At 39.9% G+C, this 26,747-nt stretch carries 22 protein-coding genes; 11 read left to right on the top strand and 11 right to left on the bottom strand.

Translation table 11 applies throughout. From position 1 onward, the window contains the following. Window positions 1-41: 41 nt before the first annotated feature. The 4 genes from OO007_RS07705 to OO007_RS07690 all read right to left on the bottom strand — a co-directional run bounded on the left by OO007_RS07705 (window position 42) and on the right by OO007_RS07690 (window position 4,257). Window positions 42-533: an LEA type 2 family protein gene (locus tag OO007_RS07705; protein ID WP_131905339.1), complete on the bottom strand. Its 492-nt coding sequence runs from the start codon at window positions 531-533 to the stop codon at window positions 42-44. Window positions 534-793: 260 nt separating this feature from the next. Continuing rightward, window positions 794-1,885 carry an iron-sulfur cluster carrier protein ApbC gene (gene apbC, locus OO007_RS07700; protein ID WP_325808360.1) on the bottom strand — a complete coding sequence of 364 codons (1,092 nt, stop codon included), beginning with the start codon at window positions 1,883-1,885 and terminating at the stop codon, window positions 794-796. A 239-nt stretch (window positions 1,886-2,124) separates the two neighbouring features. Beyond that, window positions 2,125-2,757, bottom strand: coding sequence for a DUF1353 domain-containing protein (locus OO007_RS07695; protein WP_325808359.1), 633 nt, complete (start codon window positions 2,755-2,757; stop codon window positions 2,125-2,127). A 93-nt stretch (window positions 2,758-2,850) separates the two neighbouring features. After that, complete coding sequence (locus OO007_RS07690) at window positions 2,851-4,257, bottom strand: peroxidase family protein (RefSeq protein ID WP_325808358.1); 1,407 nt, start codon at window positions 4,255-4,257, stop codon at window positions 2,851-2,853. A 385-nt stretch (window positions 4,258-4,642) separates the two neighbouring features. On the opposite strand from OO007_RS07690, the gene OO007_RS07685 reads away from it, so the two are divergent. The 3 genes from OO007_RS07685 (at window position 4,643) to OO007_RS07675 (ending at window position 7,997) form a co-directional block, all read left to right on the top strand. Continuing rightward, window positions 4,643-5,413: a hypothetical protein gene (locus tag OO007_RS07685; RefSeq protein ID WP_325808357.1), complete on the top strand. Its 771-nt coding sequence runs from the start codon at window positions 4,643-4,645 to the stop codon at window positions 5,411-5,413. A gap of 94 nt (window positions 5,414-5,507) precedes the next feature. After that, window positions 5,508-6,686 (top strand): M20 aminoacylase family protein, encoded by a 1,179-nt coding sequence (locus tag OO007_RS07680; RefSeq protein WP_325808356.1) that lies wholly within the window; start codon window positions 5,508-5,510, stop codon window positions 6,684-6,686. A gap of 213 nt (window positions 6,687-6,899) precedes the next feature. Continuing rightward, on the top strand, window positions 6,900-7,997 hold the full coding sequence (locus OO007_RS07675; protein ID WP_325808355.1) for a hypothetical protein: 1,098 nt from the start codon (window positions 6,900-6,902) through the stop codon (window positions 7,995-7,997). A 116-nt stretch (window positions 7,998-8,113) separates the two neighbouring features. Here the strand turns inward: OO007_RS07675 and OO007_RS07670 are convergent, their stop codons facing one another. Then, a complete protein-coding gene (locus OO007_RS07670) occupies window positions 8,114-9,361 on the bottom strand; it encodes a GNAT family N-acetyltransferase (protein ID WP_131905345.1) in 1,248 nt (415 codons plus the stop codon). A 349-nt stretch (window positions 9,362-9,710) separates the two neighbouring features. On the opposite strand from OO007_RS07670, the gene recC reads away from it, so the two are divergent. From recC to OO007_RS07655, 3 genes are all read left to right on the top strand, one after another. Further along, window positions 9,711-12,989 carry an exodeoxyribonuclease V subunit gamma gene (recC, locus tag OO007_RS07665; protein ID WP_325808354.1) on the top strand — a complete coding sequence of 1,093 codons (3,279 nt, stop codon included), beginning with the start codon at window positions 9,711-9,713 and terminating at the stop codon, window positions 12,987-12,989. A gap of 357 nt (window positions 12,990-13,346) precedes the next feature. Next, window positions 13,347-15,356: an SLC13 family permease gene (locus OO007_RS07660; protein WP_325808353.1), complete on the top strand. Its 2,010-nt coding sequence runs from the start codon at window positions 13,347-13,349 to the stop codon at window positions 15,354-15,356. Window positions 15,357-15,691: 335 nt separating this feature from the next. Further along, window positions 15,692-16,744, top strand: a complete 1,053-nt coding sequence (locus OO007_RS07655; RefSeq protein WP_131905347.1) for a GGDEF domain-containing protein — start codon at window positions 15,692-15,694, stop codon at window positions 16,742-16,744. Here the strand turns inward: OO007_RS07655 and trhO are convergent. From trhO to guaB, 5 genes are all read right to left on the bottom strand, one after another. Then, window positions 16,741-17,733 carry an oxygen-dependent tRNA uridine(34) hydroxylase TrhO gene (gene trhO / locus OO007_RS07650; protein WP_325808549.1) on the bottom strand — a complete coding sequence of 331 codons (993 nt, stop codon included), beginning with the start codon at window positions 17,731-17,733 and terminating at the stop codon, window positions 16,741-16,743. The genes OO007_RS07655 and trhO overlap by 4 nt on opposite strands. Window positions 17,734-17,835: 102 nt before the next feature. Then, window positions 17,836-18,213, bottom strand: coding sequence for a DUF2237 family protein (locus OO007_RS07645; protein ID WP_131905349.1), 378 nt, complete (start codon window positions 18,211-18,213; stop codon window positions 17,836-17,838). 125 nt (window positions 18,214-18,338) lie between these two features. Then, window positions 18,339-18,848 carry a tRNA adenosine(34) deaminase TadA gene (gene tadA, locus OO007_RS07640; protein WP_325808352.1) on the bottom strand — a complete coding sequence of 170 codons (510 nt, stop codon included), beginning with the start codon at window positions 18,846-18,848 and terminating at the stop codon, window positions 18,339-18,341. 144 nt (window positions 18,849-18,992) lie between these two features. Continuing rightward, a complete protein-coding gene (guaA, locus tag OO007_RS07635) occupies window positions 18,993-20,570 on the bottom strand; it encodes a glutamine-hydrolyzing GMP synthase (RefSeq protein ID WP_325808351.1) in 1,578 nt (525 codons plus the stop codon). Between the two features lie 210 nt (window positions 20,571-20,780). Then, the gene (gene guaB, locus OO007_RS07630; protein WP_131905352.1) at window positions 20,781-22,241 is read right to left on the bottom strand and encodes an IMP dehydrogenase; all 1,461 of its coding nucleotides are present in this window, start codon (window positions 22,239-22,241) and stop codon (window positions 20,781-20,783) included. Window positions 22,242-22,536: 295 nt separating this feature from the next. Between guaB and OO007_RS07625 the strand changes: the two genes are divergently transcribed. Genes OO007_RS07625 through OO007_RS07610 form a run of 4 tightly spaced genes read left to right on the top strand, consistent with a single transcriptional unit; the run spans window position 22,537 to window position 24,859 of the window. Beyond that, window positions 22,537-22,821: a hypothetical protein gene (locus OO007_RS07625; protein ID WP_325808350.1), complete on the top strand. Its 285-nt coding sequence runs from the start codon at window positions 22,537-22,539 to the stop codon at window positions 22,819-22,821. A gap of 36 nt (window positions 22,822-22,857) precedes the next feature. Further along, complete coding sequence (gene xseA / locus OO007_RS07620; RefSeq protein ID WP_325808349.1) at window positions 22,858-24,192, top strand: exodeoxyribonuclease VII large subunit; 1,335 nt, start codon at window positions 22,858-22,860, stop codon at window positions 24,190-24,192. A 40-nt stretch (window positions 24,193-24,232) separates the two neighbouring features. Next, window positions 24,233-24,622 carry a YchJ family protein gene (locus tag OO007_RS07615; protein ID WP_325808348.1) on the top strand — a complete coding sequence of 130 codons (390 nt, stop codon included), beginning with the start codon at window positions 24,233-24,235 and terminating at the stop codon, window positions 24,620-24,622. 48 nt (window positions 24,623-24,670) lie between these two features. Then, on the top strand, window positions 24,671-24,859 hold the full coding sequence (locus OO007_RS07610) for a CPXCG motif-containing cysteine-rich protein (protein WP_325808347.1): 189 nt from the start codon (window positions 24,671-24,673) through the stop codon (window positions 24,857-24,859). 60 nt (window positions 24,860-24,919) lie between these two features. Here the strand turns inward: OO007_RS07610 and OO007_RS07605 are convergent, their stop codons facing one another. Then, complete coding sequence (locus OO007_RS07605) at window positions 24,920-25,264, bottom strand: 5-carboxymethyl-2-hydroxymuconate Delta-isomerase (RefSeq protein WP_325808346.1); 345 nt, start codon at window positions 25,262-25,264, stop codon at window positions 24,920-24,922. A gap of 170 nt (window positions 25,265-25,434) precedes the next feature. On the opposite strand from OO007_RS07605, the gene OO007_RS07600 reads away from it, so the two are divergent. Beyond that, window positions 25,435-26,739: an MFS transporter gene (locus tag OO007_RS07600; protein WP_325808345.1), complete on the top strand. Its 1,305-nt coding sequence runs from the start codon at window positions 25,435-25,437 to the stop codon at window positions 26,737-26,739. The last annotated feature ends 8 nt before the right edge of the window (window positions 26,740-26,747 follow it).

Below are 26,747 nucleotides of genomic sequence, written 5' to 3'. Positions count from 1 at the left end.
TCTCTACTTGTTAATAGTTATAGTCAGGGAATATAACCCTATTATTGGATATTAGTGCTGCCAGCACGATTAAAAGGTATCTTAAACCAAGGTAAGTGGATTGATCCACCAAGATCGTAGTTGACACTTCTATTACGCAATAAGCCTGGCAACATATTTAGCATATTACCGAAACTAAATTGCAATGGAATTTCTAGTTTTTGGCTTTGTTTTGCACCAATTGTTACTCGTTCGGCTTTACTTCCTTCTGCCACCTGAACACCATTTAAACGCAGACCGTAATCAAGCCCGGTTAATGGAATAGCAAAATTATTCGGATTCTGAATATCTAAAACAAACGTAGCACTTCCGCCGCTGAGACTAAAATTACCCATTTGTACTTTGTGCACTTGAATCGTTGGTTGCTCCACCAATCCTTTGATACCACTCGATGAACAAGCGGAGAGTAAAACAGCGAATCCCAGGACTAAGAACTTAGCGAATAGAGTTTGGCTAAATAAATGGCTATAAGTGGGGGGGTGACTTTTTCTCATTATTTTGAAGGCCCTAATTGTTGATTGTGGTGATAGTAATTGTTTGTTATTGAATAGGTTATTAAACGTTCTTTATGAACAGTAATAACTTATTGAAAATGAGTGACAGTAAAACGTTAACTAATAAATGATAAGCGTTTGAAAATCAGCACTATATTAAAACAAAAATGCCCCATAAGAAACCTTATGGGGCATTTCGAAACAAACTGTTAGCTAACTTCTATAAAATAGAAGTCGCAACGCTGAAAAGACACGTGTTATTACGTATTCTGAATAACAATATTCGGGAATTTCGTGCTGTAATCTTTTCCTTTTGAGGCTAATCTAGCCGACATTTTTCGTGAGATTTCTTTGTATAGTTCCGTATTCTTACTATCTGGATCAGCAACTACGGTTGGTCTGCCTTCATCAGCTTGCTGACAAATTGTGTAATCCAGAGGTAATGCACCAAGATAATCAACATCCGACTCATCAGCCATACGCTTACCACCACCTTCGCCGAAGATGTGTTCTGCATGCCCACATTCGCTACAGATATGAATACTCATATTTTCTACAACGCCAAGTACCGGCACTTCTACCTTCTCGAACATTTTTAGACCTTTACGTGCATCCAGCAAGGCAATATCCTGTGGTGTCGTAACGATCACTGCGCCACTCACAGGAATCTTTTGCGATAGCGTTAACTGCGTATCACCCGTTCCCGGAGGTAGGTCGACGATTAAGTAATCCAACTCGCCCCAGTTAGTATCGTTGAGTAATTGCTCAAGAGCCTGCGTCACCATAGGACCACGCCAGATCATCGGCGTATCTTCTTCAACAAGGAAACCAATCGACATCGCTTTGATATCGTAATTCATCATTGGCTCTAGTGTTTTACCGTCATCCGATTGTGGTTGACCAGAGATACCGAGCATACGTGGCTGACTTGGTCCATATATATCAGCATCCAGCATGCCTACAGAAGCGCCATCAGCAGCAAGTGCTAAGGCAATATTTACAGACGTAGTAGATTTACCCACACCACCTTTACCAGAAGCGACAGCAATTATATTTTTGATACCTTCGATACGCTTCAGACTTTTTTGAACAGTGTGTGCTGCAATTTTTTGCTCAATCGTCACTTCAGCTTTAGCGATACCTGACTCAGCTTCTAATTTAGCTTTAATCTCATCCGCGAGTTCATCTCTGTAAACACCAGATGGGTAATTTTGTTCGATATGAACAAATACGTTATCACCCTTAATCTCAACATCTTTAACCATATTTGCAGCAACTAGATCTTTTTCTAGATAGCGTTCTTGTATACCTTGTAATACCGTATCTATTTGCTCGCGTGTAACTTCCGACATGTATCTATCTCCTAAAACTTTCTGTTTTTATCGCTATTTATTGATAGCTATTTGGGATTTACAAAATAAGTAAACTTCCTAATTCGCGTGGATATTACACTAATAAGTGTAAGCTGAATATTAGTGTGGGTTAATATCCTTAAATATATACAGTAACAGGAATCAGTCTTAACATTACAGCGTTAGAGATAGACTTTTTTGTTTAAATAGTAAAATTATCTATTGCGATATTCATGGCGCTAAAGGTTATCTTCAGTGGCAGACGCTTTTTCATTTTTTATTGCCTTTTTCTTTTGTAGATTTTCATTTACTACAACTTTTGTAGCATCAACATCCTTATTTTTATTTGTTGTGATTTTTTCTTCGATGGCTTTTTCAGCATCGTCTTTAACGGGCATCACCTGCTCCATTGTTCGCTTCAGAAGACCGGGACGATTACTTTTTGCCTCGTGATCAATGATCTGATCTTTGGCAACGCGATTCAGCCCTGCTTCTCTATCCCACTCATTTCTAGCCCATGCCCACCAACCAAAACTTCTAATCGCATAGTAGATTAGCTTTTTGATAATTGGGTTCACCTCTAGCACAGTCATCGCTTCTAACATGATACTGTCAGATTCCCGACGGCTACGTTTCTGCGTCCAGTACAGCCAATCGTGAATCACGCTGGCGTTTCCGTAAACTCCCCACTTTGGCAGCGCCCACCACAAAAATCTCGGCACAGAGGCAAAATCAGTGACAAAACCTAGATCTACCTGAATTCTATCTCCGCTACCTTCTTCGCCAACATCGTAGAAAAAGTCTTTATAAATAATCCATGATTTACCATCTGCCAGCGGTGTAACGACAAGTGCTTCTGTGAATTGACTCATAAACTTTACACTCCATTTTTAAATGACACCCCCCTACTTTGAGCCGTTTTTTTAAACGGACTTAAAATGTAGAGAGGTATCTATGTATGTTATTTAAAACGTTAACATTTCACCTAAGGTAGAGACGTTGACACCATCACTGGGTTCCCAGTTTCTATTTACGGTCATATAAGACCTTGCATCAGATTCTAGTAAACCAATCAATGTTTCTGCAACAATGCGCGCACCAACAGGGCCAAGCCCTTCACCTTGATCGAAATTGCCCGCAGTGGTTTCTCTGCCAATGGTTTCTGCTTCGGATAATAAATAAAACCATAGCGGTGTGCCGGTTGATATATCGACATTATTGCCAGCAACCGTTCGAGCATTACTGGTTACACTGTCGATTTCTGCCTGGGGCCTTTGCATGGCATGTGCGATGTTCTCACCGGATGGCAATAAAAAACTTTGGCCACGCAATAAATTTCGCGTCGCTAATGATTGCTCACTATCACTTGATATAAACGGCAACTTGAGCAGATCTGTAGCCAATTTAGTATCGAGTTTTTCTGCCATCTGTACATTTCTGCCAGCATTGCTATGCACTAACTCTAACCAGTCTACAATGCCTCTGGGATCACTCAAGGGTTCAAACCCTCTGCCAAGCAAAGAACCAAACAACTCAAGCGCTGAGTCATTTTTCTGAATCTGGATTTTCTGCGGAATCATCGAGTGCCCAAAACGATAGGCAGCTACTGAAAACTCAATAGGAATATACGCATCACCAAATTGCGGCTTATAGTATTTACAACCACTGCCCAAAATATCGTTAACCACAGCTCCACCACACATTTTCACCAGAAAATCATGAACCACCACCCACTGGTAATGCCATGTTGAGTATTCCCGTGAAAGTTCATATAACTCACCGCCAGCATGGTCGGCAGAAAGATGATCGACAACGTGATTATGAAAATTAATCATGGCTAATTGCAACTGAGAGATCACCCTGTTCTCATCATTTCTAGGATCACCAATAATTGCTCGACCATGTACAGATCGCATTAAATCGGCTGCTTCCGGCGGAGTTGGATTCATCAGGTCTGCACCAGTGAGTAATTTAATTCCCGCAAAATTACCTTGTGATGAATATAAATAGGGTTGAGCTTCTGGGCCATCGCCATAGATATTATCTAAATCCAAAGAAGGGCTTCTGGCATTATGCAGCTGCGTAACATCAGTATTTGAAGACAAACTAGACATAACGTCCAGGGTAATATCGTGATCGATAAATTGACCAAAAAACACATCACCAACGGCTACGCTATTGGTGCGGTTAGACGTGGTACTTCCGTCCATCGGACCTGTTTGTTTGCCGAGTTCTTTTAACGCACCGGGATAAGTACTAAGAGGTGCTATATTAAACATTCTACCAAAGCTTTCGCCAGGGCTTCTATGATGAAATGGGGAACAAAAAGCATCGATCCCATCGAGGGTATGCATACCATGATTATCAGACATTTTAATTACTCCTTCACTCTAGTGTGAAATTGATTTTCATATCCTGTAATTTTTATTATTTGAAATGTAGATATGTAATCGAACAGCATACGAGCAGTAAAATTATTTTCTGTGACTTATTTAACATTATTGTACGATAACTATTTGTATGGGCTTATTTATAAGGCTTGTTTGTAGAGATTATTGGTATGGATTTATCCAAACATAAACATACGATATAAGAGGTAAGTTCCCTACTTTTAGTCTTAATTTAAGCCTGTGAAATGATATGTTTTACTTAATACTGGTTTTATCTTATTTTTATTTACCTAGTATTATTATCTTAGTTTGTTGTTTCTGTATTATCCTAAAACTAATTAAGCAAACACGATGAAAACTACCTTCAATGAATTTTAAAACGATAAGAATAACCATTCTGGTGCTCATTCTGGCTTATGTGGGTTTTGATACATTCTGGAGTAACCAGCGCGCTACGGATTGGAAACGTTCACTCAGGGTGGTTATCTATCCGATAAATGCGGATGGCAGTGATGCCGCGTCTGACTATATCTCGCAATTAGATGAATCTATTTATGATGTTATCAATGATAGGCTGGTAAAATTGGGACAGAACTATGGAAAAGATTTTTCCATACCAGTGAGTATTAAGTTAGCACCACAAATTTCATCACAACCACCCAAATTGCCTGAAACCAGAAGCAGCCTGAGTGTTATATGGTGGAGTATCAAGTTACGCTACTGGGCGTGGAAAGAAGATAATTATCTGGGTGCCAAACCTCAAATACGTTCTTATGCGCTGTTTTATGACCCAAAAACCCACAAAGCTTTGAAGCATTCCACGGGTTTGAAAAAAGCAAAAATAGCCATCAATCATCTGTTTGCTGATAAACAATACAATGGGCAAAATAATGTAGTGATCATGCATGAGTTATTTCATACACTCGGTGCAACGGATAAATATGATCTACAATCTGGGATACCCGTTTATCCAGAGGGTTATGCAGATCCAAAGCAAAACCCGTTACATCCACAAACACTGGCTGAGATTATGGGTGGCCAAATAGCGCTTTCTCAAACAGAATTTACAATGCCAGACTCATTAGCTAAGGTCGTTATTGGAAATAAAACGGCTAAAGAAATTGGCTGGATAGATTAAGGATTTATAATAAAAGCTGGCTTAAGTCAGCTTCTTTAATTGATTTAGCAAATCACCAGCAGTTACATACTGCTAACACATACAGGTTTACAGCATGTCATCAATCGTAAAAGACTCAGAACTTCACCAGCAGATGACCTCATGGAGGCATTGGCTACACCAACATCCAGAACTGAGTTTTAATGAGTTATTAACCAGTGATTACATCGCATCCGTACTTGAAGGTCATGATATAGAGCACCATCGTGGCCTTGCCAAAACAGGTATCGTTGCCACCATCAAAGGTCAACGAACGGGAGGAAGTATTGGTCTTCGAGCCGATATGGATGCATTACCGATTCAGGAACTCAATGAGTTCGACCATAAATCCCAACACGATGGAAAAATGCATGCTTGTGGCCATGATGGGCACAGCACCATGTTGCTGGGCGCAGCGGTTTACTTAAAACAACACAATGATTTTGCCGGCACCGTTCACTTCATCTTTCAACCTGCAGAAGAAGGCGGTTGCGGTGGTAAATTTATGGTGGAAGAAGGACTCTTTGAGATGTTCCCCTGCGATTCTGTTTACGGCATGCATAACTGGCCTGGTTTAGCGGCAGGTAAATTTGCAGTGCATGATACCAATGTCATGGCAGCCGTTGACGAAATTAACATCACAATTACGGGCAAAGGTGGTCATGCAGCGATGCCGGATCAAGTAATCGATCCCGTGCTTGCTGGTGCACATGTAATCACTGCTCTGCAATCGGTAGTATCTAGGAATGTGCCGCCAGTAGAAACCGCCGTTATCAGCATTACCATTGTTGAAGCAGGCAGTATTTCTAATGTCATTCCGAACCAGATGAAACTTACAGGAACATTACGTCACTTTAATCCAGACATTGGTGTAATGCTTAAACAGCGAATGAAGGAAGTGGTTGAAAATACCTGTGCGGCAATGGGTGCAACCGGCACACTTCATATCGAACCTGGTTATCCTGCTACTATCAATACGCCTAAACACGCACAAAAATGCGCCGAATCAGCTGCTAAAATAGTGGGAGAAGAAAACGTCATTCAAACTCTTCCACCCAGCATGGGCGCCGAAGATTTCTCGTTTATTCTTAACGCCAGTGAAGGCGCTTATATCTGGATCGGAAATGGCGAAGTGCCCAAAGATGAACTCGTTGGCGGCTGTATGTTACATAATACACAATACGATTTTAATGACGCTGTTTCAGCAGATGGGGCAAGTTACTGGATTCAATTAGTCTATGATTTATTGAAGTAGTAATAATTTTACACCCCCCTACTTACAGGCGTTTTTTTGGTTTGATGTTGAGAAAACGGAACACTTAATAAAGTTTTGAACAAGCCTTGTTTAAATGGTCGATGTTTGCCGTTAAACGGATTATAGAGATTGTTTTAGTGACAGGCTGACTGGTTTAAAATTTATACAAACATTATGCTGTTTACTTATAAAAGGATTTTTAAATAAGTAGCAATGATAGAAATTTCACGTCATATACACGATGGATCTGAATTAGACGCTTCTGAACTAGAGCGTTCTGAGTTAGAGCGTTCTGAGTTAAAGATACTGGAAGCAAAGAATACATCACAAACTGTTTCTCCGATAAATAGTACGGACAGCTTTGACTGGAGCGCAGAAGAATATCAAAACTTCAGCCGTGAAATCCAACTGCTTAAACACGAATACCACAAATCAGAATTATTCAGTAACGCATCCTTAATCAAGCTACTCGATAATTACCCGAGAACCTGGTTACAGTGTTACACCATGGGTACAAATCCAGAAAACCATAACGAATGGACGCCTGTGCATATCGCGGAAAGCAGCGGCATTGAAATTATGGAAGCCTTGCAAAAAGGTCGCATCTGGATCAATGCGGTAAATATCGATAAATACGATAAACATTACGGAAAACTGATCGAAGAAATGTACACCAAGATCAGTTCTAATTGCCCGCATATTCATAAGCTGCGCAATGCATTTAACGCGCTGTTGATTTCATCTCCTGGTATTCAGGTTTACTATCACCTGGATACTGACCCCAATATGCTGTGGCATATTCGTGGTGTCAAAAAGTTCTGGGTTTATCCTGCAAGGGATAAACGCTTTACTCCGCAAAATTATATTGAAGAAATCATTGCTCATGAACGCCATGAAAATATGCCTTATCAAAGCTGGTACGATGATCATGCTTATGCCGTTTCGCTAAAAGAAGGTCAGGCAGTAAGCTGGCCTCAACATTCGCCACATCGCGTTGAAAATGTGACAGTTAATGTATCTTTAACCAGCAGCTATGAATCGACAGAAAGCCGAAGATTAGTCGGTGTACACGGAGCGAACTATTACTTCTTGAGAAAGCTAGGTATTAAAAACAGACCTACGAATACTGAAGGGCTTTTACCTGCATTTAAATCATTTAGTTACTATGTATGTAATAAACTAAGCCTACTGAAAAAAGGGAGTCGCACCAGTACGTATGTATCCAATATTCGAGTTGATCCTAAAAGCGAAACTGGATTGAGTACCATGGATAATGCCAGCCGAACTGCTTTCTCCTATATCGATGAGTGAGTATTAGCTAAAAGAACCTAACTGTTTTTTTTAATAGTGATTGTTATTCTTTAAAACCCGCCTAAATAGGCAATCTTTATCTATTCGAAATAGGTTATATTGTAGATCAAACTCTTCTACTCAACGCGCAATAGCTTTTTAATCCCTTGCTTTAATCTACCGTGTATCCATTGATACATAGAGAATTTAGCGCCTGTCTTATCAAAAGATAAGGTATACATAGTCTCAGTTGTCCCTGAATAACGCTTTTTATACGTACCCTCTTCATCTGAATACATGAAGTTAAATCGTTTTAATTGCGGATTTTCGATACTGCTTTCGATTTCTTTACTTAACATCGTAGTCAGTAAAGAATAACGATGGCCATTTTCTGTTTCGAAACCACTCTGATAAGGGTGAATCGTATCTCCATCAATGAATGAATAGAGTGCTGCTACAGGCTCATCGTCAAAGTAGAGTATTTTAAAACTAATCTGATTTTTAGATAACAGACGCTTTATCACTCGTTTGTGAAATTTCACAAAATTCTCTTGCTCAAAAACGCTGTGTTTTTTCATATACCCACGACGGGAAAGATTAAGATTAGCCAAAATGTCTATAGACTGATTTACCTTCGATTCATCGTCTATGGTCTCTATGGTGTAGTTTTGCTCTGACTCTAATCTTGAGAAAGTTCTAGTGATGTTATTGCGCATTTTTTTCCGCAACCCCATCAAATAGTCTTTATATGTTTCAGGCAGATCTATATAGGTCCTAAAACCTTTTGCTTTTATTTGCTTTACTATTAATGGCTTCTCTTTGTTAGCACTATTGTTAGAACTATCATTAGTATTTTCATTTATTTGTGCAGAAAACAATCTTGATAAATAGGAGTTTTCTAGCAATTCATGAAACTTCATTCCGTCCCATAAACTATTATTTTTGATTAAGAAATTTGAGAAACAATCTATAACGCGTTGCTCTTGTCCCTGTTGAATAATTAAATCCATATATTCACCAAAAACAAAACTACCGTCTGTTTCACCTGTCCCCAAAAGGATCAATTGGCGGCTACAGGGATAGTATTTTTTAGGGTTTTGTATGATTTGAAATGGAGCAATACCAATCAACTGATGACGGTTATTCGTACATGTAAGAATGTATAGCTTTCGATTGCCATCCTTAGCGTAAGTTTCCCACCAGGTATAAAGCCATTCCCAGGAGACAAAAACAGTTCCTTTGGGGGAGCTTTCATTAATGGCATTCCACTGGTCACGCAGCGCAAAAAACTCATCTGTTTTTGTAATGACAGAGACGCGGTTAGATAATGCTGTTGTGATTTTTTCAGCGTTGTCTAGAGTATGAATGACATCTTGTACCGGCATAAATAACTGTATAACTTTCCCTTTTTATTTACGTATCTGGATTAATCGTTTTGACTAGTATGAATGATGTATTCATACCGTATTATTATTTTAATACGATTAAAAACATGTCCAATATTTTTATTATTGAATATCTATCAGATTTAAATCTTCTGATCCAAAAAGTAATGTTATCCCATTGTTAGTCTTAATTACTTTCAGGCGATGACCAAAGGTATTCTGTACTAGATTAAAGTGATTCATTGATTGAAGCGGTGATCCTTTGGTAGAGACAATGATAGCAAATTTAGCCAAAACACAAAAACCACTTCTAGATACATAAACGGCTATTAAGGTATCATATCAAGCTATGTTAACCATCCATACCAGTAATCAATTAGAACAACTTAAAAACCAGTTTTCTAAACTGATAAAAACGCCTTTAGATAATGTATTTGCGACTGAGATAGTGGTTGTACAAAACGCTGGCATGGCTCGTTGGTTATCAATGCAATTAGCTGATAGTTCTGGTGTCAGCGCCAATACTAAATTCCTTTTTCCTGCTGAATTTATGTGGCATTTATTGCGTCTGGTTTCCGAAGATATACCTGAAAAAAACCAATGCACGCCTGAAACCATGCGCTTTCATATTATGCGCGAGTTAACGCAGAACCCACAAGATTATCCGGAAATAGCTCACTATATCGGTAATCTTGAGCAACAAGATGCATTGGCTACCTGGGAATTATCCTGTGAAATTTCACAATTAATGGATCAATACCTTTTTTACCGAAGCCATTGGATTCGTGATTGGGAAAAACCAGAATGGAACAGTGATAACAACTGGCAATCTCGACTCTGGAAACGCTGTGTTCAAGATAGAAATTTAATCCATTGGCTAGCCTTACAGGATCAATTCAAACAATCATTTGAATTACTCGACAAAAGTAAACTAGACGAACGTATTACGTTTTTCTCCATGTCTGCTTTATCTCCCGGTTATATCGATATGTTAGGAGAATTAGGCGCTAAAACCGATGTGCATCTGTTTATGATTAACCCTTGTGAAGATATTTACTGGGGTGACATTCAATCTGAAAAAAGCATCGCTAAAATGGATCCTGAAGCTCAAATCTATATGGATATACAGAACCCTTTATTGGCCAGCATGGGCAAACAAGGGCGTGATTTTATCGATAAATTATTAAACCTTCCTAGCTACGAAGAACAGCAGGATTACGATTTTGATGACGGAATACAAGATGACGGTTTACAAGTAGCAGGAAAGCAGCCAAGCCTTCTAAGTATTTTACAAAAAGATATCGAGCAATTAGCCGAACCACAAGCTCTCGCGATTGATCAAATCACGAATCTGGATAACAGTTTATCAATCAACGCCTGTCACACCGCCATGCGAGAAATTGAAGTGTTATATGATCAAATCCTCAATGAACTAGATTCAGATCCTACTTTAGCACCCAGTGACTTTGTAGTGATGATGCCGGATGTTGAAAAATATGCGGCTTATATTGATGCTGTTTTCTCAGCGTCAAACCCCTCTTTGCCCTTTAGTATTGCAGACCGTGAAGCACTCAATGTCTTTCAAATTATCGAAGCTTTAGAGAAACTCTTCACCTTACCCGATAGCCGTTTTGATGTTGAATCGGTTTTTGAACTGCTAAATTACACCGATATCAGTGATAAGTTTGATCTGGATAACAACCAGATTGCTGCCTGCCGTGAATTAGCCAAAGCAACCAATATACGCTGGGGCATCAATGCTGCCAACAGAAAACAAAACCAACTCCCATATACCGAAGAACACACCTGGAAATATGCATTAGACCGTATACTGCTTGGGTATAGTCTGGGCGAAGATGTTGATACATTAGTTGATTCATTAACATCAGAAAAACTATTTGAGTCAGACAGGTTGTTATCGTTACTGGCATTTACCGACATTGAAGGTAGCGAAGCGCTAATGCTGGCTAATTTCAAGCAGTTCACAGATAGCATTTTTTCAATACAACATTGGCATTCACTGGAACTCACTCTGTCTCAATGGATAGATAAAACCAAACACCTGATTCAATCAATTATGGTAGAAAATACCGATCAACAAGTGTTAATCAATGCTATTTCAAACCTGAAAGAAATGGGCGACTTTACTGAATTCGATCAGTTACTTACCTATAACGTGTTTAACAAAATGCTGATGTCCTGTTTCCAGTCGATATCCGCCAATGAAAAATACCTTGGATACGGCATAACTTTCTGTGCACTGGTGCCAATGCGAAGCGTACCGTTCAAAGTCGTTGCATTGGTTGGCATGAACGATGGTGAATTTCCCCGTCAAGACAAACACCATAGTTTCGATTTAATGGCTGATAAACCTTTAAAAGGCGATCGATCCAGGCGTGAAGAAGACAGGTATTTATTTCTTGAATCAATTTTAGCGGCAAGAAATAAACTACTCATCAGCTTTAATGGTTTAAGTGTTAAAGATAATTCGGATATTCCACCGTCTGTATTGGTTAACGAGTTATTAGAAACAGTATCCATCTACACAAATTTAGAGCCCGAAGCACTCATCACCAAACATCCCTTACAGGCATTTAGTCCAAAATATTTTGAAACCAATAGTCAAAATAATGCTGATCTTTACTCTTATGCAAAAGAATATTGTTCCCTGAATAAAAATGAAGCACTTGCCTCTCAAGTTTTTATTCAAAAGGCGCTTGAAGAGCCAGACAATGGGTATAGAGATATTTCACTGGCAGATTTAATTAGTTTCTATAAAAACCCTGCTCGTTATTTTCTGAAACACCGCTTTTCCATTCAAACTTTTGATGATGATCCTAGCTTGCTGATTAGAGAACCATTCGAGTTAGAGTCTTTTAAAGATCGTGAAATTAGAAATTTAGTATTAGAAAACCATGATGGTCAAAATGATTCTCTGGCGATTAAAGAATCGGCACATCAGGAACTGATTGCAAGAGCCAAAGGATTATTGCCCTATGGTCAGATTGGCGGTGAAATCTATCAAAGAGAAAAACACATCACAGAAAGTTTTATCGACAATCTAGCAATCGAAGATAAAAATGAAAAACAAAGTGCACATCACTATTTCAACATAAAGCTCGGTGATTTTTCCATACATGGCAATATCGACCAGTTAATCGATAAAGGTCGTTTAGTCAAAGCTGTGACAAAACCTTTTACGGGTGATTATATTAGTTTCTGGCTGACACACTTGGTGTTAAATGCCGTTGATGACTTAAGTTGCGAGAAAACGAGTTATCTTTTTTCTCCCGATGTTGATCTACAACTTACGCCAGTCGATGATGCTAAAAACCGACTTCAGGAACTATTAGAGTATTACTGGAAAGGACTGAGCTTCCCCTTATTATTCTTTCCGAAGAGTGGTTTTGCCATGTACAAAAAGCCCAGCGATACCAACCACAAAGAAGCTCAGGTCAGATGGCAAGGCAGCGATATGTTTGCTGGAGAAAAAGACAGTTTTGAACACTGGTTATTACACAGAACGTTAGAAATGGATAAAAACAATCTTCCTCAGGAATTTCTGGATATCAGCCAAAAGGTTTTTGGTGATATGTACCTATTTCAATATCTAAATGAAAACGACTAATTTGAATGATGTGTGGATGTTTCAACTAAAAAACGGCCTATAAGTAGGGGGGGCACTCCAGATAATTCAGATACAGACGATTTATAATTACATTCGCTGATTTTTTTACTCATCTGATTTTCTCTTTACCTTTATCTTCTCTTTCTCTTTAACTTTCTTTTCATCAAAATCTTTCGCTTTATGGCTTTCTGTTTCTTTCATAATATCCATCAATCTAGCTATAAGTAAAAACCTATAGCAACTATAAATAATTCCTGCTGTTATCCTATTAAACCTGTGGAATAAAGGGTATTATCCGCCACTTTCTATATTATTAGAAATAACTAATATTAGAACCATAATTTAAACAGTCTTACTATGAACCAACCTGCAGATACACCGCTAAACGACAAGGATGTAGCCACCAATAACACAATGGCCCTCGATAAAAAGGAAGTGATAAAGAAAGTTGCATCATTTGCCATTTTCGCTTTATTGGCGTTATATTTTGCATCAATCTCACCCACAATAACCATTGCCTGGGTCGTTGTCATTCTAGTATTGACGATCTACTTATTCGTGTTTGAAATTGTCGATATCGATGTTGCTGCAATTAGCATCATGGTTCTTCTCGGTTTAAGCAGTTTATTTGCCCCGATAATGGGATTAGATGAAGGATTAGTAGACACAAAACAGCTTTTTGATGGATTTTCGAGTAATGCGGTAATGTCTATCATTGCCGTGATGATTATTGGAGCAGGTCTCGATAAAACCGGCGTCATGTCAAAAGTATCGAGTTTTATCTTGAATATTGGCGGCACCTCAGAAGGCCGTATTATCCCTATCATATCCAGTACAGTCGCGATCATTTCATCGTTTATGCAGAACGTAGGTGCGGCAGCCCTATTCTTACCAGTGGTCTCTAGAATTTCGTCTCGCTCCAACATCCCGATGTCTCGCTTGCTGATGCCGATGGGTTTTTGTGCGATTCTTGGCGGTACCGTTTCAATGGTTGGCTCGTCACCACTCATCTTGCTGAATGATCTTATTGAAACGTCAAATATTGTACTGCCAGAAGACAATAAAATGGAGCTCTGGTCGTTATTCTCAACAACACCTGTCGGGCTCGCGCTAGTTGCTACTGGCATTCTTTATTTCGTTATATTCGGTAAATACGTCTTACCTGCAGTAAAAGAAACGGGTTCAAAAAATGACGATTTACGTTATTTTGAGGATGTTTACGGGCTTCGATACACACTGCATGAAGTGGTAGTTGGTGATCAAAGCTTACTCATTGGTAAAAATCTGGATGACATTGAAACAGCCTATAAAATTCGCGTGGTTGCGACAAAACGCCCAAGACAACCTTCCCAAATAGGCGCTGGTGCGATCGATAGAGACACATCCATCGAAGCTAAAATGGTTTTGGCAATTATCTCTGAAAGCCATGACTTAAAGGCATTTTTAAATAAATACAAATACCTAGAAAAACGCAAAACGATTAAAACTTTTGCGGATGACTTATCTCCAAACAAGACCGGTATTGCTGAAGTGCTTATACCACCAGGCTCGAGATTAGTGGGTAAAAGCGCACGTGATGTTTGGCTTCGTAAAACCTATGGCACTGCCATGATCGGCCTTCACCGTAATGGTGAAACCTTGCACGAAGGTGATGATATTCGTAGCATCCCTTTCCAGGCTGGTGATACGTTAGTGGTATACACGCCTTGGGAAGCGTTAATGCGCATTGAGAAATCATCCGATTTCGTGGTGATTAACAACAACTTCCCACATGAAGAAGTGCGCCCTAAAAAAATTGCTTTTGCCGCCATCTTCTTTTTAATTTCGTTATACATGGTGTTATTTACAGACATACGTCTTTCCATTGCTCTACTAACGGGTGCGACGGGTATGATAATTACCGGCGTGTTAAATATTGACGAAGCCTATCGCGCAGTTTCCTGGAAAACAGTATTCCTGCTAGCCAGTCTGATACCTTTAGGTATGGCGGTTGAGCAAAGTGGTACCGCTAAGTGGATTGCCGAGCAAACACTGTCTGTCGTTGGCGATATGCCAATCTGGGTGATTCAGGCCGCTGTTGCTATTCTGGCAACCTTCTTTACCTTGGTAATGTCGAATGTAGGGGCAACCGTTTTACTGGTGCCTTTAGCCGTAAATATTGCAATAGGTGCTAACGCTGACCCTGCGATATTCGCTCTAACCGTTGCTATCGCTACATCAAACTCATTCTTGATTCCTACGCATCAAGTGAACGCCTTAATCATGGGTCCTGGTGGATATCGGGTGCCTGACTTTATGAAGGCTGGCGGCATCATGACCATCCTGTTCTTGATTGTGATGATAGTGATGATGAATCTTATCTATTAGAATAAATACGCTATAAACTCAATCACTCTTTTAAGTGATTGAGCCAACCATACCAACCTGATTTGTTCATTTAGGCACCCCCGTACTTACAGGGCTTTTTTCTAAGAGCTCTAATGCCAGAGACTCTCATGTATCTATTAAATTAAGTCTCTATACTATTCAAAAAAAATATCTACCATTCATAGAATTGGCTTATGCGTAAAGCATAGGTTCAGACTCGTATCGTTATACTTTCATAAGAAATAACTGGCTTGGCGCTGATCTGTTTGATTATCTTTGTTAGTTATATTCAATAATTAAAACAATTCTTTTCAGAAAAACCAAGAAAATCATACATGCCAAAAATCAAAATACATCGATCTGTAGAAGAAATTCTAATTATGTCTGCTTCGATTGTATCGGCATTAACAGTGTTACCTTTTGCAATTTATCGCTACATTAATGGCCAGTATGGCATAGCGTTAGTTGAAGTTGTGGCAGTATTGATCGTAGCATCTATAGGTTTACTCGTCTGGAAAACCAGAGATACTATTTATACCAGCGCCAGTCTTTCTGTGATTATGTTGGCTGGATTAGTGGCATTGAATTATATGATTGATTCATCCATTTTTATCTGGACCTATCCAATAATAATGACGGTGTACTTCCTGAATTCAGCGAAAAAATCCGCTTTAATGCTCGCTCCTACGCTACTCGCATTATTACCACTGATGTATATGGAAAAGACATCCATACAATTTGCTAGCGCCTTGGTGACAGTAATCATTACCTTAATTTTCAGCCACGTAGTCTCTAGAAAAATTAAACAACAGAATGATCGTTTACAAAATCTAATCAATTACGATGGCCTAACGGGCGCCCTGAATAGAAGATCCTTGGATGATAGGCTTGATCTGTTACAAAGTTTATATTTCCGTCACAAAACACGCGGCTCTAATATTGCTTCTGTCATACTCTTTGATATTGATGACTTCAAAATAATTAATGATACCCGAGGGCATTTGGAAGGCGACAAAATCCTGATTAATCTGACCAAACACATCAAACAGATGATCCGCAAAACGGATGAGTTTTATCGTTATGGTGGAGAAGAATTTGTAGTGATTGTAAATGGATCTAATTTATACAAATCAGGTGAACTCGCTGAGAAAATCAGAGCCGCGATAGAAAACGCAGAATTACTAAAAGATTTGACTGTAACAGCATCATTCGGGGTTGCCGAAATTCAAAGCCTGGAAGAATCACAAAACTGGTTGGCTAGAGCAGATAAAGCACTCTACCGCGCCAAACGTGCCGGTAAAAACCGTGTTTATCTGGCTAACCCGGAAAAACGAATAGATTACGAAAAAGAATACGAAGACTATAAAAAAGAAAAGTCACGAGCCTAATTTTTATTGTGGCTCTTTTGGGTCTGTTTAAATTGTTTCTTACTATCGCGATGTTTACTCGCAAATTTCGTGACATCACCACCAATATGTTCTTCACCGCGTTGACGTGCTAATTCAATCTGTTTCTGACGCTCCAGATAACGCTGCTTTTGCACTTCATCGGTCTGATCATGGCAATGATGGCAACTCACACCATGCAAAAAGTCAGGATGCTGCTTATCTTCTTCTGTAATCGGCATACGACAGGCGTGACACTGATCGTAAGAGCCTTTTTCAAGTTGATGATTCACTGATACGCGATTATCGAAAACAAAGCACTCGCCTTCCCACATCGAATTTTCTTCGGGGACATCTTCCAGATATTTTAGAATGCCACCTTGCAGGTGATAAACCTCTTCAAAACCTTGCGTCTTCAAGTAAGCGGTAGATTTTTCACAACGAATTCCACCCGTGCAAAACATCGCAACTTTTTTGTGTTTATTCGGGTTTAAATTTTCTTCAACATAAGCGGGGAATTCACGAAATACCGTAGTATCCGGATTCACCGCATTTTTAAAGGTACCGATAGCCACTTCGTAATCGTTACGTGTATCAACCAAAATGACATCTGGATCAGAAATAAGATCGTTCCAATCTTCCGGTTTTACATAGGTGCCGACAATCTCTTTCGGATCAATCGTCTCGATACCCATGGTTACGATTTCTTTTTTCAGTTTTACACGCGTACGGTAAAACGGAATCTCATCATCATACGACTCTTTGGTATCGACTTTTGTTAAACGCGGATCATTGCGCAACCATGCCAGTACAGCATCGATGCCTTCACGTGTACCCGAAATAGTGCCATTAATACCTTCACGAGCCAGCAATAAGGTGCCACGCACACCGTTATCTTCCATAACTTGATGCAATGGATCGCGGAGCGCTTCGAAATCTTCAAGAATCACAAAGTGATATAAAGCACATACTACATATTTTTCAGAAGTCATATTTGACATGGGATTAAACGTATTTGGTTAAAAAGTCGGCGTGCATTATACCTGTAAAATGAAACAGGTAAAATTCAGCACTAGTGCATTAACAATAAATGCTTAATTCAGATCAGTTGCATACTGCTTAAGAATATCCAGAGGAATAATGTCCAGGGCACGCTTATGCGTTCTGCTTAAAAATACTCTTGGCGCTGCACCATCGTTATAAGCCTCTAACCATCGTGCTGCACATAAGCACCAGCTATCGCCAGGCGTTAAGCCAGCAAAACCAAATTGAGGGGCAGGTGTTGATAAGTCATTGCCTTTAGCTTTGGAATAATCGAGAAATAATTTACTGGTTTCTACACATACGGTATGCGATCCAACATCCTCGTCACAGGTATTGCAGTAACTATCACGATAAAAGCCAGTCATCGGTGCATCACCACACATATCTAAAGGCTCACCTAATACGCTTACTGATTCATCTTTTTGCATAGTACTTTCCTGTTTATAAATCGGTTATCAGAAGATGATTAAGTCACCCCCCTACTTTGAGGCAGTTTTTTTACTGACTCGTTTAACAACTTTTTCATACGAGTCTAAACGTCAATAGCAACGCGCTATTTACGTCTCGCTTTAAAGAATGCGCGTAAAATATCACCACACTCATCCTGCATAATACCACCAGTTACAGCAACCTGATGATTATGATAAGTCTGGGAGAATAAATCGATAGCACTACCTGCAGTACCTGTTCGCGGATCTGGCGCACCAAAAAACAATTGACCTATGCGCGCATGAACAATTGCCCCGGCACACATTGTACAAGGCTCGAGGGTGACATATATTTGGGTATCAGGTAGACGATAATTATTTAATACGCGACCCGCTTCACGAATCGCCATAATCTCAGCATGTGCGGTCGCATCGTGGGTTTCAATAGGTCGATTCCAGCCTTCAGCAATCAATTCGCCATCTTTGACAATCAAAGCACCGACAGGAACCTCACCCTCATCACGAGAGCGTTCTGCCAACATAAGCGCGTGTTTCATCCATTTCTGATGAATAATAACATCTTCATCAGAAATAGAGGTCACCCCCCCACTTATAGGCGTTTTTTCAACAGACATAGAAATAATTTGTGTTTTTTTTACTACTCAGGGTGCTTCTAGAACTTATCATTTCAAGACGGGGAAATAGGCGCTTACTAACGTAAGTAACTGTTTTCCCATCGAAGAAATGGTAAGTTATAAGAGTGCACTGTGGAGTAAAAATTATTCCCATTCAATGGTTGCTGGCGGCTTTCCTGAGATGTCATAGGTTACACGCGACACATTCTCGATCTCATTAATAATGCGGTTAGATACCAGTCCTAAAAACTCATAAGGCAAATGTGCCCAACGAGCTGTCATAAAGTCGATGGTTTCAACCGCTCTTAATGCAATCACATAATCATAACGGCGACCATCGCCGGTTACACCTACAGATTTAACTGGCAGGAACACCGCAAATGCTTGTGAGGTTTTGTGATAAAGATCGTGTTTGTATAGTTCTTCTATGAAGATATTATCGGCAAGACGCAAGATATCAGCATACTGCTTTCTCACTTCACCCAGAATACGAACCCCTAAACCAGGACCCGGGAAAGGATGACGTCGCACCATTTCTTCTGGCAATCCTAGTTCAACACCAATGGTGCGAACTTCATCTTTAAATAATTCACGCAGTGGCTCTACCAAACCTAACTTCATATCTTCTGGCAAACCACCTACATTATGGTGTGATTTAATTAGATGTGCTTTACCCGTTTTACTACCCGCAGATTCAATCACATCAGGATAGATGGTTCCCTGTGCCAGCCACTTGGCATTGGTTAATTTTGCTGATTCTTCATCGAAGATTTCAACAAACATATTTCCAATAATCTTACGTTTTTCTTCAGGATCAGTCTTGCCTTCAAGCGCATCCAGATAACGTTGTTCTGCATCGACACGAATGACTTTCACACCCATGTGCTCAGCAAACATATCCATTACTTGATCGCCTTCGTTCAAACGAAGTAAACCCGTATCAACAAATACACAAGTGAGTTGTTTTCCGATTGCTTTATGTAACATCGCAGCAACCACCGAAGAATCCACGCCACCAGATAAACCGAGGACTACTTCTTCGTCACCCACCTGTTTTCTCACATTTTCAATACTATCTTCGATAATATTCAGAGGCGTCCATAACTTTGCGCAACCACAAATGGTACAGGCAAAGCGTTCTAAAATTGCGCCACCTTGTTTAGTGTGTGTAACCTCGGGATGGAACTGAATGCCATAGAATTGCTTCTCTTCATTCGCAATACCCGCAATCGGCGCATTTGATGTACTCGCCATTAATTTAAACGATTCAGGTATCTCTACCACATGATCACCATGTGACATCCACACATCTAATAAACCGTGGCCTTCTGCATTCACTTCATCCTGAATATCTTTGAATAGTGCCGTATGACCACGAGCACGAACCTGTGCATAGCCATATTCCTGATGATCCGCTCTTTCGACCTTACCGCCAAAATTCATCGCCATGGTCTGCATGCCGTAGCAAATACCTAACACTGGAACACCAAGATCATAAACTGCTTGAGGCGCAACAGGCGCATTCTCAGCAATCGTAGATTCCGGGCCACCTGAAAGAATAATGCCCTTCGCACCAAAATCTATCACATCCTGATCGCTAACATCCCATGGGTAAATTTCACAATACACCCCAACTTCACGTATTCGACGAGCAATTAACTGAGTGTATTGAGCACCAAAATCGAGAATTAAAATGCGGTCTGTATGAATATTATTGGTCATAGGAAATAGACTTTGTTGAATGAGTTTAAATCTGTTTTAAGTTTAACGAGAAACGGTAAAACACTTAGGAAAATACTTAACACTATTTTCGTAATGGTTAGATTGCTGCTAGTACTTGTCAGTTCAAGACGGGTGAATGTGAAGTTTACAGTTTGTAAATGAACATTCGCCCAACACCGAAATGGCAAGTACTAGTAGTGAGCTAATCAATTACGAATGGTAGTTTGGAGCCTCTTTGGTAATCGTCACATCATGCACATGCGACTCCTTCATACCAGCACCCGTAATACGCACAAACTCAGGCTTGTTACGCATTTCTTTTAAATCTTTACAGCCAACGTATCCCATGCTCGAACGAATACCGCCCGTTAATTGATGGATAATCGGTGATAGTGGACCTTTGTAAGGAACCTGTCCTTCAATCCCTTCTGGTACCAGTTTATCTGCCGCATTCTCTGATTCCTGGAAGTAACGATCACTTGAACCATCTGCCATTGCTGCCAGAGAACCCATACCACGATAAGATTTGTAAGAACGCCCTTGATAGATAATGATTTCACCAGGTGCTTCATCAGTACCCGCGAACATTCCACCTAGCATCACACAGTTAGCGCCAGCTGCGAGTGATTTTGCGATATCACCGGAAAAGCGAATACCACCGTCAGCGATTAATGGAATTTCCATGCCTTTAAGGGCTTTTGCAACATTCATGATTGCTGTTATTTGAGGTACGCCAACACCGGCAATCATACGCGTAGTACAGATTGAACCCGGACCAATACCTACTTTTACAGCATCTGCGCCCGCTTCAACGAGAGCTAATGCAGCTGCACCGGTAGCGATATTGCCACCAATCACCTGCACTTCAGGAAATGATTCTTTTACCCATTTCACACGATCAAGAACACCTTGTGAATGGCCGTGTGCTGTATCAACAATCAGTACATCGACACCTGCTTCAACAAGTGCTTTGACACGAGCTTCTGTTCCATGGCCTGTTCCAACCGCAGCACCAACACGTAAACTACCTGAGCTGTCTTTACAGGCGTTGGGGAAATCTTTCGATTTTTGAATATCTTTTACCGTAATCAAGCCACGTAATTTAAAGCTGTCATTAACCACTAAAACTTTTTCGATACGATGTGTGTGAAGTATCTTTTTAATTTCACCTTTGCTGGCGCCTTCAGATACGGTAATTAATTTATCTTTAGGCGTCATGATTGCTGATACTGGTTGTTCAAGATTTGTCTCGAAGCGCAAATCACGACTGGTGACGATTCCTACTAAATCATCGCCGTTTGCCACGACGGGTACGCCAGAGATTCTGTGTTTTGCAGTCAGCGCCATAACATCGCCAACAGACACATTTTCTGTAATTGTAATTGGTTCTTTGATGATTCCACTTTCAAATCGTTTAACAGTTGAGATGATCTTAGCCTGAGCATCAATTGACATATTTTTATGCACAATACCTAGACCACCTTCCTGAGCTAATGCAATTGCAAGTTTAGCTTCGGTAACGGTGTCCATTGCGGCTGAAAGCATCGGTATGTTTAATACGATTTTTTTCGTAAGATTTGTACTTAAATCTACCTCTGCAGGTAACACATTAGAATGTGCAGGCACTAGAAGTACATCATCAAATGTAAGTGCTTCTTCAAGTATTCTCATAGGATACATCCGATTTTTATTGGGGTTTATGGTCAGATTTAAGCTTAATAGAAACCGGGTAGCTTTCTAACGTTTGGGTATAAACGTAAAATTAAAACTTAAATTCAAAAAAAGCCCTGAAAAATTATTCAGAGCTTTTAAAAATATAAGCGCCTGATTATAGTCATTGACCTTTATAAGGTAAACTGGTATCGCACTAAAAACGCTAAATATTCGAAAATAAACTCGTTGCTCCAATACCTAAATAATCGCATACTAAATCGGTTTGTAATCGACATATAAATGGGTGAAGTGGTTGAGAATTAAAATAATGCTAATCGCATTTACTTTTGCCTTTGCAACAGAGCTACTCGCTACAGAAGTAGACGATGCTATCAAGCAAGCAAAAGCAGCACAAAAAGAAGCAGCAAGTTTAGGTTTTGAATGGCGTGACACGGGTAAAATAATAAAAAAAGCAGAAGCTGCAGCGAAAGAAGGAAAGGATAAAAAAGCCATCGAACTGGCCAACATTATTATTGACCAACTACCTGCTGTTAGAAAACAGGCAGCCATTGCTAAAAATGCTGGTCCACGTTTTTAATTTTCCTTTAAATATCTTATGTATTGCCAACCATAAATGCTAACCAATAACCGCACGATTTTAAGCGTTGCCGAACTCAATGCTGAGGTTAATCAGCTATTAACTCGTGGTTTCCCATTACTCTGGGTTGAAGGTGAAATATCTAATCTGGTTCGTCCATCTTCAGGGCATTTATACTTTACCCTCAAAGACAAGAAATCCCAGATACGTTCTGCCATGTTTCGTAATAGAAATATGAAACTTAGCATTAAACCAGAAAACGGCATGAAGGTTTTGGTCAGAGGCAGAGTCGGATTATATGAGCCCCGCGGAGATTATCAGTTTATCGCCGAACACATGGAAGATGCAGGTGTAGGTCAACTACAAAAGCAGTTCGAGCAATTAAAGCAAAAGTTATCGACGGCTGGCTTATTCGCGGATGAGCATAAAAAAGACCTTCCTGAATACCCAAAGCGCATCGGTATCATTACCTCACCCACTGGTGCTGCAATCCGTGACATTTTAAACGTATTACAACGACGCAGCCCTCAAACCCCTATTTTGATATACCCTGTTGCGGTACAGGGAGAGGCTTCTAAACTTGAGATTGAAACCGCCATCCGTAGAGCAGATACTGATAACAAATGTGACGTAATAATTCTTGCCAGAGGTGGCGGTTCGATTGAAGACTTATGGTCTTTCAACGAAGAGAATGTCGCCAAGGCAATCTATAACGCCAACACACCTATTGTGTGTGGTGTAGGACACGAAATCGATTTTACCATAGCAGACTTTGTCGCGGATTTACGTGCTCCTACGCCTTCTGCGGCCGCTGAACTCATCACACCTGACCGAAATCAGTTGTATACCGATGTGATGCAAACCACGTTGTGGTTAGAAGAACGAATGAAACGAGAAATCTCATCTCGGCAACAGCATTTAAGCTGGTTGCAATCACGATTAGCGTTACAGAAACCATCACAAAAGATTCAACAACAATACCAGAGACTCGATGAAGTTGAATCTCGTCTGCACCAACAACTCAATAAGCTTTTGGAACAGAAGAAAGCACGTATCACCTATCTGGATACCAGACTAAGAGCGACATTACCGCATAAAAAGATACAGCAACAAAAACAACAAGTAGATCATTTACAGTCTCGACTTTATCAAAGCATGCAGACCAAATTAACTAAATCTAGATCGCTGTTCCAATTGCAAATGACAACCTTAGATAATATCAGTCCTTTAAAAACGTTAGATCGCGGTTATGCCATTGTCAAAAATAAAGACACAAATGATTTAATTACATCGGTAAAGCAAACGAAGGATGTGAAGACAATTACAGTCACATTGAAAGACGGTGAATTTAATGCAAACCTCACCCCTTAAACATTGCACTAACCCATTTCGCTAAGCCATAGCACTAACAATGAGTAAATTATCAAAGCTTTGCCCTTGTGGAACTGACCTAAATTACACTGTTTGCTGTGGGAAATTTCATAAAGGTAAAATACACGCAGCAACAGCAGAAGCGTTAATGCGTTCTCGATATAGTGCTTATGTTTTAGATCTTACTCAGTACATATTTCGAACGTGGGATGAGACAACCCGACCTACTTTACAAAGTTTAAGAGACGGTAATACGCAACAGTTTATTGGCTTAAAAGTATTATCAACAAGCAAAGGTGGCGTTGATGATGTATTGGGGACCGTTGAGTTTATAGCCACATACAAAGTTGGCAATGAATTGTTCGAGCATCATGAAAACAGTCTGTTTAAACGCCATAAAAATCGCTGGGTATATGTAGAGCCGATTTAAAATAATTCTAAACTTGAGCTACACTTACCTATAAAAAGGATAAAGATCATGAACGGATTAGAAGCTAAAACCATTCAATGCCCCTACTGCTGGGAAATGTTTGAAATAACCATAGACTGTTCTGTGAGTTCTCAAGAATACGTGGAAGATTGCGAAGTGTGTTGCCAGCCCATCTTAATCAAAGCCACTGTTTCAAGTGATGGTACTCCTGACGTGGAAGTCAGTAGAGAGAGTTAACCGCGCGCTAGTTAGCTATAAAGCATGCCACGTAAAATCCAAGAAAATTCGTCATAAATATCAAATGACTTTTTTCGCATAACTTGCAGTTTCCATCTCTACAATTTCTACCGTAATAGTTACAGCGGTTAAGCTTAAATGATCAAACTCCTGTAATACTTTTTCAGACAAATCTTGTCGTTGCTCGACTGTTCTTCCTTGCAATATTCTAACGGTTACATGAATAAACCCTGCCTGTTTCACATCACCTTTTTGATAATACTCATAAGCGTGTGTACGTAATTTAATGTGATCAAGCTCAAATAACGATGACTTTTTAGCACCGGTTAATACTGAATCTATCAGCTGTTGCTGAGTTACACGTGTTAGAACATCGTTTGAATGTTCGATAATACAATGCGGCATAATTTACCCTATAAGGAATAGTCTTGTGATTTCTAAAGGCACCCCCCTACTTTGGAGGCTTTTTTTGTATTTGTTTAACAACAAGTACTAATGATACTCTGGATAGAACAATAGACACGAATAAAAAGCTACGCATAAGAATAATTAAAAGATAAACCGGGGACTCATTAATGCCGACACCGTTGAAACCAACTGAATCTACTCTCAGGCCTTGGTACTGGATTCCAACGCTATATTTTACCGAAGGACTGCCTTATTTCGCGATTGTTGTACTTTCCACATTTATGTATAAAAGCTTTGGCTTAAGCAATAGCGAAATCGCTTTTTATACCGCCTGGTTTTATTTACCCTGGGTAATAAAACCGCTATGGAGTCCGTTCGTAGATATTTACCGCACCAAACGCTTTTGGGTTATCAGCATGCAACTATTACTGGGTGCTGGTCTTGCCGGTATAGCACTCACTTTGCCGTTAGAAAATTACTTACTCTATTCGCTGGTGATTTTCTGGTTACTCGCCTTTAGTTCTGCCACTCATGATATCGCAGCTGATGGCTTCTATATGCAAGTACTGGACAAAGGTCAGCAAGCGTTTTTCGTTGGAATTCGCTCAACTTTCTACCGCATCGCAATGATAACCGGACAAGGTTTAATCGTAATTTTAGCAGGTAAGCTGGAAAATATTTATGATGTAAAAACGGCATGGCAGATCACCATGGCTTTGTTGGCCTGCATATTAGTGGGTGTATCTATTTATCATGCTTTAGTACTTCCCAAAGAAAACAAACAACCGCGACAAATAAGTTCAGAATCTCCTTTCACTTCTTATTTACTCGTATTTAAAGGCTTTTTTCAGAAACAACACGTTGTAGTATTTATTGCCTTTATCCTTTTATACAGACTCGGTGAAGCACAGCTGGGAAAGGTCGCGAGCTTATTTATGCTCGATGATAGAAGCGCAGGTGGTCTTGGGCTAAGTACCGAAGCCGTTGGCTTCATTTACGGCACTGTCGGTGTTTCTGCGTTGGTTATCGGCGGTATTCTTGGCGGTATTTTAGTTTCCAGACATGGACTAAAAGCATGGATTTGGTGGATGGCTTTAGCTATCAATTTGCCAGACCTTGCTTATATTTACCTGGCCTACGTACAACCAGAAAACTCGATAGTGATTCATATACTGGTAGCGATAGAGCAATTTGGTTACGGTTTTGGTTTTACCGCTTTCATGATGTATTTAATCTATATTGCTGAAGGAAGTTTCAAAACCGCACATTACGCCATAGCCACAGGATTTATGGCGATGGGAATGATGATACCTGGTATGTTCAGTGGCTGGATTCAGGAACAGTTGGGTTACCCACACTTTTTTATCTGGGTAATGATTGCAACTATTCCCTCTTTTTACGTGATATCTCGACTACCTTTAGATAAGGATTTCGCCAAATCCAGAGTTAATACCAAGGCCAGGCAAGACTAAGGTTAAGT

The organism is Cocleimonas sp. KMM 6892 (genome assembly GCF_035798195.1).
Lineage (GTDB): Bacteria > Pseudomonadota > Gammaproteobacteria > Thiotrichales > Thiotrichaceae > Cocleimonas > Cocleimonas flava.
The sequence above is the reverse complement of the archived record's forward strand: the minus strand, read 5'-3'. Positions and strand labels throughout refer to the sequence as shown.